The sequence below is a fragment of the Methylobacterium sp. E-005 genome (genome assembly GCF_022829725.1).
Lineage (GTDB): Bacteria > Pseudomonadota > Alphaproteobacteria > Rhizobiales > Beijerinckiaceae > Methylobacterium.
In genome coordinates, this window is sequence record NZ_JAKSYG010000138.1 from 1 (window position 1) to 230 (window position 230).

Consider the following 230-nt stretch of genomic DNA (forward strand, 5'->3'; position numbering starts at 1 on the left):
TGCTCGCTCGTGTGATAGAAGACCGTCACGTGGTCGGTGCCCAGCCCCTCCCGCCGCAGCTTCTCGCCGAGCCGCGTCGCGTGGGCGGCGACCGCCTCCTCCAGGGTGGCGCGGTCCTCGATCCGCGCGGAGAACGAGCGCGTCACCGCACAGCCCTTGCGCCGGGCCGGCACCAGCTCCAGCGGCAGGCAGGCCAGCCCGCGCAGCTCGTGGATGATCCGCTCGCCCAC

The 230-nt window shown here is 73.9% G+C and carries 1 pseudogene; it reads right to left on the reverse strand.

What is annotated here, in order from left to right:
• A pseudogene (locus tag MKK88_RS15560) lies at positions 1 to 230 on the reverse strand (Y-family DNA polymerase); the annotation flags it as partial.